At 60.2% G+C, this 10534-nt stretch carries 3 protein-coding genes; 2 read left to right on the top strand and 1 reads right to left on the bottom strand.

All coding sequences use genetic code 11. The annotated features are described in order from the left end of the window. A partial coding sequence (locus ABX749_RS09005) for a tandem-95 repeat protein (protein WP_372895681.1) occupies positions 1 to 6552 on the top strand: 6552 nt, incomplete at its 5' end. Positions 6553 to 6833: 281 nt separating this feature from the next. Here the strand turns inward: ABX749_RS09005 and ABX749_RS09010 are convergent. After that, entirely contained in the window at positions 6834 to 9047 is a 2214-nt protein-coding gene (locus tag ABX749_RS09010) for a hypothetical protein (protein WP_372895682.1), read from the bottom strand. 550 nt (positions 9048 to 9597) lie between these two features. Here ABX749_RS09010 and ABX749_RS09015 point away from each other — a divergent pair. Next, a partial coding sequence (locus tag ABX749_RS09015) for a PVC-type heme-binding CxxCH protein (RefSeq protein WP_372895683.1) occupies positions 9598 to 10534 on the top strand: 937 nt, incomplete at its 3' end.

Genomic DNA, 10534 nt, shown 5'->3' on the forward strand with positions numbered 1-10534 from the left:
AACTTGGACAACTCGCTGATCGCCGACCGGGCGGGCAACCTGCTGCGATCGAACCAACGCAACGGTAACACCCGATTCACCGTCATCATTCCCGACGTGGAAATCGATTTCGGTGACGCCCCGGACACCTATCGCACGTTGCTGGCCAGTGACGGTCCACGACATGTCATCGCCGAGAGTGGCACCCCGATTCTCGGCGCCGTAATCGACGGCGACGACGATGGCAACCCGTCGGTCGGGGCCGTCGGCGACGACTTCACCGGAACCGGTGGCGATGACGATGGTCTGACCGTCGGATCGTTCCAAGGGACGGCGACGACCGCCGGGCTGATCCTGGCCGACGGCACCGTTTCACCGACGTCCGATTCGGCCGACGTGATCGCATTCCTGGATCGCAATGATCGCGCCGGTGCCGTCCTACCGATTACTGTCACCGGCAGCGGTAAACTGGACATCTGGGTCGACCTGAACATCGACGGCGACTTCTTGGACCAGGGCGAAAAACTGATCTCCGGCTTAGATGTCGTCGATGGCGTCAACCAGGTCCGCGTCTTCACGCCGGCCACTGCCAAGACGGGCCTGACCTACGCCCGCGTGCGGATTTCCACTGCCGGCAGCTTTGACCCGTTCGGATTGGCGATCGGTGGTGAAGTCGAGGATTACCAGGTCAATATCGTCCATATCGCCGAACCGTTGCCCGATCACGACACTTACACCGTCGACGAAGACGAAGTTCTGGTCGTCGACGGAACCTCCGGCAGCCAGGCCTCGTTGATGGCCAATGACAGTCTGCCGGCTGATGAATTCGTCAACAGCCTGGTCGTCATCGACGCGCCACTGAAAGCAGGCACGACTGACACCTACTTGACGACGTGGGGCGAAGTCCGCCTGGATGACGCCTCATTGGGGCTGTTCACCTACACGCCGAACTCGGATTATCACGGACCGGATTCGTTCACCTATCGCATCAGCAAACAACGCAACGACGGCCCCGAAGCCGACGCCAATGCGGTGTTCGCCACCGTCAACATCGACGTCGCGCCGATCAACGATGCCCCGCTGGCCGCCGATGCGAACTTGGTGGCGCTGGAGTTCCAGCCCGGTCAGTCGCCCGCCGATCAGCCCCAGGAATTCCTTGCCTCGGAATTGCTGGTCGGTGCGATCGCAGACATGGACATCATGATCCCCACCTCGCCGTGGGATGAATCCAATCAAATCGCTTCGCTGCGGGTGATCTCGATCACCGTTGGCGGTGTCACGATCGACGCGAACAATCAGTCCGCCATCGGAACCACCCCGCAGTTCGGAACGGTCTGGGCAGATTTCGCGACCGAACCGGCCGATCCGAATGATCCGACCACGTTCGAGCGGACCTTCATCACCAAGATCTACTATCAAGGTGCCGATTACTTCAATAGCGACAACCTGCGGGACGCTGCCGACCCCCGTATCTTGGATATGTTCTCGTTCACCATCCAAGATGATGGTCGATCGCTGGATCTCAATGGCAATCCGGTTGCCGGGACACCGTTGACCGATGACGCCGATGCGAACATCCTGGTCGCACCGCGAAACAGCGATCCGGTGTTGTTGCCCGAGCTGATCTCGCCGGCCAACGACGCCTACCGCAACTTCTATCTGGACCAGAACCTGCAGTTCCCGGTCCCGACCGAAGATAACCAGTTGATCATTCCCGCGGCGTTCCTGCTGGGCAATGATGTTCCCGGACCGGCTGTGACGACCAATCCCCTCGACCCCTTCGTCGCGGCCGATGAAGTCCTCGGCGTCAACGGCAACGACGGAGCACTGGAAATCATTTCGGTTTCGATGGACCCGCGATTCGGCACGGTGGAGATCGACGCTGCTTCAGGAGATGTCCTGTTCACACCGGCCGACGACATCTACGGTCAGGTCGAATTCACCTATCAAGTTCAGGACATGGGCGTCGACGAGGAACTCGACGGCACCCGCAACGTGGTCCCGCGAACGGCCACGATCACCAGCACGATCTTTATCGAACCGGTCAATGATGCTCCGGTTGCCTACGATCGCGCCCTCGGGATGACCGAAGCGGTCGAACCGGCGGGGCCGAACCTGCTGACGTTCACCGCGGCCGACTTGCTCGACGGTGTCAGCCCGATTACCAACTCGCCGATCACCACCACCGTGGATTCGATCACGCTGGTCGACGGGAGTGCATTGGTTGACGGGCAAACGCTGGTGATCACCGACGCAACCGGTCAACCGACGGTGGTCGAACTGAGCACCTCCTCGACCGCCTCGATCGGAACCGATGTGCTGTTGACCTACACGGTGTCGGAACTGGCCGATGATCTCGCCACGCGTCTCGCGACCCTGCTGGTCAACGCCGGGATGACGGGCGCCGCCGCTGCGGGACCGACGGTCACGCTGAGCGGAACGACTTCGATCGTCGTGACGGAATTGCCCAACGTGCCGGGCGATTTCGATGTGAATTTGGGAACACCGTACGACGAGAGCGAGCAAACGCTTCGCATCGTGTCGTTCACCACACCGGCCGATAACGTGACGGTTGCCAGCGGCTTCACCGGAACCGAAACGCTGGCGACACCCGAAGGCGGGCTGTTGACGTTGAACTTCGTCAACGGAGCCTTCACTGACGGGACGTACCAGCCGGCGGACGACTACAACCGATTGCAGCCGTTCCAACCGTTTGACCAGTTCACCTACGGCATCGCCGACGACGGTCGAACGACGCTGCCGGTCGCCCAGACCGTGCTCGGCTTGCCGGAGCAGACGAGCATCCAGGAAGCGACGGTCACGATCACGGTCGAGCCGGCGAACGATTTCCCGTTGATCGAAAATCTCGATTCGATCGATGTGCCGGAAGATCCGACCCCGGCCGAGGCGACGATCAACAATGTGTTCACCACCGTGCTGCCCGGTCCGCTGACCGCCGCAGACGAATTGCAAGACCAGGGACGTCCGACGGTCGATCGTTTGACCGGTATCCAGGTGACCGATCCTCGAGGCGTGATGGCCGATCTGCCGATCGTCACCGCCAGCGGTGGATTGACGGTGTTCCCCAACGCGAATCTGGTCGGCGAAGTGATCTATGTGTTCACGTTCACCGACGACCACCCGACGGATCCGAAATCGACCGACGCGACCGTGACGGTCAACGTCCGCCCGGTCAACGACCCGCCGCAGTTCGATCCGAACGTCACCGGTACTTCTGACAACGCCGGCGCCGACGACCAATACACGGTCGCCGAGGTGATTGATCCGAACACGAATCGCATCATCGACGGGACGATCACGTATACGTTGAAAGAGGACAACACGCAGGCCGGCGGTGACGTCGACACGCCGTTCTTCATCCCACTTCGTCGGGATCCCAACGCCAGCGGCTACAACCGCGTCGGCTTGCTGGACGTCTTTGTGGTCGGACCCGACAACGAAGCTGATCCGAACATCGAGGGCGGCAATCAAACCCTGTCGCTCGATCAGATCCCGACGCGCACCGACCTGGGCGGAACGTTGACCCTCGGCGTCGATTCGTTCGGCAATCCCGGCGTGTTCTACGACCCACCGGTCAATTACAACGCCAACATCGGTCCGGTCGACTCGTTCTCCTACACGGTGATCGATGACGGAACGACGTATCAGGGTGGAGGCTTCAGCTCCGCTCCGCGAACGGCCGCCAACTTTGTGCAGTTCGTCCTCAATCCGGTCAATGACCGGCCGCAATTTGCGGTCAACCTGTTGCCCGTCACGCTCGGTGACCCCAACAGCCCGCTGCGGAGCATCGAAGTCATCGAAGATAGCGCGCCGATCACGTTTGACAACTTCGCCTTCGACATCGAACCGGCTCCCCCGGCGACCGCGTTTGACGAAGTTGATGTGATCAACGGTCAAACCGTTCAGTTCACCGTCTCGCCGCTGTCCTTCGACTCAAGCGTGGCGGGCGACTATTTCTCGACGCCCCCACAAATCACGCCGACCGGCGTGATGTCGTTCCAACCGGCACCGAATGTCTTCGGCAGCTTTGACTTTGAAATCGTGTTGGTCGATAACGGGGCCGACGATCTGGCACGAGGCGATTTGAACAAGTCGAATCCGGTCACGATCACCATCGATGTCCTGCCGCAGAATGATCCTCCGGTGGTCCGTACCGACGTCGATCCGCTGGAATTCTCGATCAATGAAGACGGATCGCTGGACATCTTCAGTGTCGGCGTCGGCAATGACCGAGGTCTGTTGGATGTGTTTGCCGTGGGGCCGGCCAATGAAGGTCAAGACTTGACCCCCGGCGGCAATCAAACGCTGCAGTTAAAGGAGCCGACGCCGCTTCAAACCGCGCGTGGTGGCTCGATCACTCAAATTCGTGATGGTGGTGGCGCCTTGATCGGCCTGCGTTACACGCCCCGTCCGAACTTCGTCGGAACCGATTCCTTTATCTACACCGTGACCGATGATGGGACGACGGTGGACTTCGGGACCGGCGGCGTCGAACGCTTCAATCCCCAGATCGCAGCCAACTCGGTTTCGATCCATGTGATGCCGGTCAACAACACGCCGCAATACAGCGGTCCGGTCAACGTGATCGTCGACGAGGACGCCGGTGCCGTGACGATCGACGACTGGGCGGTCAATGTTCTGCCTGGTCCGCGAACGGCGCTCGACGAACTCAGCAGCCAGGACGTGTTCTTCACCGTTACCCAGATTGCCGGTGATCCCAGCCTGTTTGCTTCGGCACCGGTCGCGGTCGTCGATAGCGACACGAACACCGCCCAGTTGTTGTTCGAGCCCGCCGGTGACGCCAATGGTATCGCCAGTTTCGAGGTCGTCTTGACCGATGTGCCGACCGATGGCACACCGGCTGCGTCGACGGCACCGCGGACCTTCACGTTGAGGGTCAATCCGGTGAACGATCCGCCGACATTCGATCGCGTCGCCAATCCGATCACCGTCGACGAGGACAGTGGCCCGTACTCCCAACCGTGGGCTTCCAACATCAGCCCCGGACCGGCCGACGAGTTGACTCAAACGGTTCGCTTTGAAGTCACAACGCCAGTTGGCGCCGAAGGCTTGTTCCAACAACTGCCGGCCATCAGCGACGACGGCACCCTGCGATTCATTCCGGCGGCCAACGCCAACGGTTCGGTCGACCTGGCCGTCAGGGCGATCGATTCGCTGGGTGGATCCAGCGCTCAAGAACTGCTGCGGTTGGTGATCACGGCGGTCAATGATCGGCCCGTTGCGGTAACCGACAACGTGACGGCCAGCGAAGACGCAGTGCTGACGCTGACGGCGGACCAATTGGTGAGCAATGACATCGATCCCGATATCGGCAATCCCAGTGATACGCTGACGATCGTCATGCCCACCGACAGCTTCTCACTCAGCGGAGCCCGGGTCCAATACAATCAGGCGACCGGGGTCATCACCTACGATCCGTCCACCTCGATTGCCTTGCAAGCCTTGACGCAGGGCAGCACCGGTGTGGATGCCTTCAACTACCGCGTGGTCGATTCCCAGGGGGCGCTGAGCAACATCGTCTCGGTGGCGGTGACGGTCAACGGTGTCAATGACGCGCCGGTTGCTCGGCCGGATAACCCGACGCTCAATCCGACTGGACCGACCGTCATCAACGTGCTGGCCAACGATTCGGATGTGGACGGTACCTTGAATCCCGCCTCGATCGAAATCACTCTGCAACCGGCATTCGGTTCGTTGTCGATCAGCAACGACGGTGTCATCACCTTCACCGCGTCGCCAAGCTTCGCTCTGGAAGACGTGTTCCGCTATCGCGTTGCCGACAATAACGGCCAGTTCAGCGCCGAAGCGTTGGTGACCATCTCGGCCAATGCCGCCCCGATCGCTCGCACCGACCAGGTGGCAACGTTCCTCAATGAAACGATCGTGATCAACGTGTCTGCCAATGACCAAGATCCCGATGCTGCAACCGGGGCACCCAACCGCGGACTCGATCTGACATCGATTCAAATCGTTGACAGTCCGTTCAGCGGCGATGTCGTGCCGCTCGGCGACGGCACCATTCGATACATTCCCGCCGATGGATTCCTCGGGATCGATCGCTTCACCTACACGATCGCCGATACCACCGGACGTGTCAGCAGCCCCGGTACGGTGCGGGTGCAAGTGATCGGAAGCCGATTGCAGAACCCCAACCTGAACCCCGACGTGAACGACGATGGTGATATTTCACCGATCGACGCCCTGTTGGTGATCAACCGATTGGCCCGGTCCGGCGCGTCGCAAATTCCGGTCGAGGACAGCGATTTCGGACCGCCCTACTTTGACGTCAATGGCGACAAAGTGATCACGCCGCTCGATGCCCTGGCGGTGATCAACGAATTGGCCCGTCGCCAAGCCGTTAGCGGTCTAGGTGAAGGGATCGAAGGCGAGCAAGTCGGATTCATCGACAATTCCGAGGACGCGCCCGCCGCACTCGTCAGTGACGTGATCGACTTGATCGCATTTGATGACGATGACGACGAGGACGACCGGATCGATGCCCTCGATGCCGCCTTCGGTGATCTGATCTAATCGGATCGCATCGGATCGATGCCAGATACTCACGAGCGGACGATCACCGTCCGCTCTGACGTCGCCGCCGTTCCCAGACGGCGAGGATCGCCACGCGCACGACCACGTGCCATCGCGACGCTCACCAGGACGCCAGACCGCCAAGCGAACCGAAGTGGCGAGGCCCGGACACCGGCGCGAACCGGCTGATGTCAATGGATGATCAGCCGTTTGCCGCGAGCCTTCGGGCCTAAGCGAGAGCAAACGACGCTCAACGTTGCGGTCTTGCGTTTCGCTCGTGGCTAAGCCGCGCGGCTCAGGCTACGTACCGTTTGCAGTTGTTCGATCCGCCATAGCAAGGCTTCCCGCTCACGTGCGTGCTGGCTGATGCAGCGGGACAATTCGTTGCTCAGACGTTTCACCTCATTGATCGGACTCTCCTGCATCGACCAGTGCTCCAGCTGCGCCTGCAACGTGCGGACCTCCTCGCTCGATGCGGCGGCTCGTTGTTCCAGCAACTCAAATTGAGCGGTTCGTTCCAGAAGCTGCTGCTGCAGACTCTCGATCGTTTGTTGTTGGGCGAGTTGAGTTTGATGATGACGCTCGCGTAGTGTCACTTGGTTGTGCTCCAACTCGGTCACTTGAGCTTGCCACTTAGCGGATAACTCGGCCTCAAGGTCCGACTGGACGGGCTCGGAAACCTGTTTCTGTCGTGTTTGCTCGAGCTGTTCCAATTGTTGCGATTGTTGGTCCAGCTTCTCGGTCAGTTGCGCGATCGTGTGTTGGGCGGTGGCCATTCGATCGGCAGACTCGGCCAGTTGAGACCGCCGCTCGGCCAGATCCGCTCGCAGTTGCACGTTTTCTTGTTGGTGACTCGATGCGTCCTGACGCAATTCGCTCAGCGTGGCTTCGAGCAGTTCAATTCGATCGGCTTTCGCCGCGGCAGCACGTTCGACATCGGCCAGCCGCGTGTGGAGCTGATCGATGGTTTGCTGCAGACGATCGTTCTCGGTCGACGAGACGGCTACCGATCGTTGACTGGCCGCGAGGGCATGTTCGAGTTCGGCGACTTTCGCCTGATCGCTGGCGCTGAGCTGTGATTCGCTGTGTTGTGCCTGCTTTTGCCGCTCCAGTTCCGCCTCCAGACGCTGCAGTTCCACGGCGTATTGTTGTTCGGCTTCGTTGGCCCGCAACAGCGAGTTGGCGTCCGCTGCTCGGGCGGCGGATTGAATCTCGCGAAGCTGGTGATCCCGTTCCAACAGCATCGACTCCGCCTGGTCGGCACGCTGATTGGCATCGGCGAGTTCGGTCTGCACGATCGTGATCTCTTTCGACAGATCACCGACGCGATGCCTCAGCTGGTCATTCTGGCTGACCAGTCCGTTGTTTTCGCGCCGCGTTTGTTCCAGCTGTCGTTGTGCGTCGGCGGCGAGTCGTTTGGTCGCATCGATCTCTTGATCCTTGGCAAACAAGGACGCGTCGAAGTCATCCGACTTGGCCTTCAAACTCGCGACGGTCTCGATCAGCGACGTTTTCTCTTCCGAGACCGCCGTCAGTCGCGCGGTGGTGTCGTGAAGTTGATTGCGAAGCATCTCGATGGCACGCTGGGATTCTTGCCGATCACAGGAAGATTCGACAAGCACCGCCTCAAGCTCGGTCTGCAACTGCCGGATTTCCGATTCCCGCAAGTCCGCCAGATGATCCAGGTCGGCGTTGATCAGCTCCACCATTTCGTGGTCGGTTTGCAAGATCCCGACGGTCGCCTCCAGCGTTTCGAGTTCGTCTTCGCAGATCGCGAACGCTTCGGAGGTTTTGGATCGGAATCGGGCGAATTCGTCGACCAGTTGCGTGTACCGGAGACGTTCTCGCTCGTGCTCGCTTTCGTACCATTCGCTCAGCTGGACAGCTTGTTCTTGAGCGGTTTTCCAATGTTCCAGGATCTCGTCCTGGTCATCCATCTGCTGTTGCAGGGCTTTGATCGTTGCGAGCTTGTCCGCGATCGCTGCGTTGTGCCGGCTGACGATGGAGTCGTGGGCGCGTTGGAGCGATTCTTGTTCGGCCGACGCGGCCTGCGCGACGTGCTTCAGTTCATGTTTCAACGTCGCAACGTGCCGGTTGACGGCTTGGGCAGCGCTGCGAGCTTCGGCAAGTTGTTGTTTGACGGTCGCGATTTCTTGCTCGTGGTTGTCCCGTTCGGTCCGCGTTTCATGCTGCAACACCGAGAGCTGTTGTTGCAGCGTTTCGATTTTTCCCACCAAGAACTGTTTTTGTTGCGCCAGCGCTTGCTCGGCCCGTCGGCGGATCTCAGCGGCTTGCCGGTTGTTGGCAGCATGAGTGGACGCGAGCAGCTGGCGCAGACGCGCGATTTCGGCATGGTACAAACGGAAATCGGCCGCCGGCCAAGGGGGCAAACCATGCCTTGCCGCGTCATGCATCACGTCGGGGGGCATGCCGACCGAATGCGTGTGGTAGGCCTGCGGAGCGGTGGTGTAATGGGTGCGCCGGCGATCGTCCATCGAATGATCCCATCCCTGGGAAAGTGTTTCGCGCCGCGAGATCGAAAGAGCCGTGTCGACGTCCCCACCCGCGGTTTCATTGCGCGTGAAACATACGTCAGCCCGTCTGCTCAGTGGAAGGTCAGTTTCACGGCACCGATTGATAGCAACCAGCGACGAGCAACGACCCTCTGCTCGCTGCGATCGACCCTCCCTGCCGGGGAGGTTGGTATCTACACAAGTCGCTTTTTGCCCAAAGGGCATGCATATCCTTAGCCTGGGGCAAGCAAACGGAGCATTTGCGATGGTTGCGCCGCCCCAGGAACCTCATCGCAATGAGGTTGGATTTGGCCAACGGCCATGCACAAACTCAGAACCGATCTGACATACAAACGATGTGTAGATACCAATGCTGCCAGGGGAGGGTGGCTTCACACCTCAATGACGAACCCACCGTGTAACGTGGTGCGTCCGAGAGTCGAGCAAAGCGGGAGGCGGTCGGCTATCATCTTGCAAGGCTTATTGGGACCGGCTGTTCGGTCGTCCGTCACCTTTTTCTGTGGGGAATTTGATGCGATTCGTTGTTTTGATGATGGCCGTTTGGGCCACCGGCTTGCTTTCGATCCGGCACTCCCTCGCGCAAACGAGTTCAACGGAGAGCCCCGCCGGCAACGAAAAGGTCGCGGAGATCTTTCGCACGTTCTCCGCCAAGGGCGCCCAACGTGACGCGTCCGAGCTGACACCGCCGGATCAGATGATCGACCGGCTTCGGCTCCGCAGCGACGTCGAAGCCGATTTGATCGCCCACGAACCCGAGCTTTCGCAGCCGTTGTTTCTGTCCTGGGATTCGCGCGGTCGCATGTGGGCAGTGCAGTACCGCCAGTACCAGTACCCTGCCGGGCTGAAGGTCGAGCGTTTCGATCAATACCTGCGGGCCGTTTACGACAAGGTGCCCGAACCGCCGCCCCATGGCGCCGTGGGGGCGGACAAGATCACGGTGTTCAGCGATACCGACGGCGACGGTCTGTATGACGCCAGCAAGGACGTCATCACGGGACTCAACATCGCCACCTCGGTCCAAGTCGGTCCGAAAGGCATCTGGGTGTTGAACCCGCCATATTTGCTGCACTATCCCGATGCCGACGGCGATGACGTGCCCGACGGCGATCCGGAAGTGCATCTGTCGGGATTCGGGCTGCAAGACACGCATTCGGTGGCCAACAGCCTGTTGTGGGGACCGGACGGTTGGCTGTACGGTGCCAACGGCAGCACCACGGCCGGAACGGTCAGCTCACAAGTGACCAAGGGCGTTCGTTTCGAAGGCCAGTGTATTTGGCGATATCACCCCGAGTCGAAAGTCTTCGAAATCTATGCCGAGGGCGGCGGGAACACGTTCAGTCTGGAGATCGATTCGTACGGACAAGTTTTTTCGGGAACCAACGGCGGTAGCAAACGCGGTTATCACTATCCGCAAGGCAGCTATTCGGACAAGAACTGGGGCAAGCACG

The organism is Stieleria sp., assembly GCF_041595215.1.
In the GTDB taxonomy this organism is placed as follows: domain Bacteria; phylum Planctomycetota; class Planctomycetia; order Pirellulales; family Pirellulaceae; genus Stieleria; species Stieleria magnilauensis.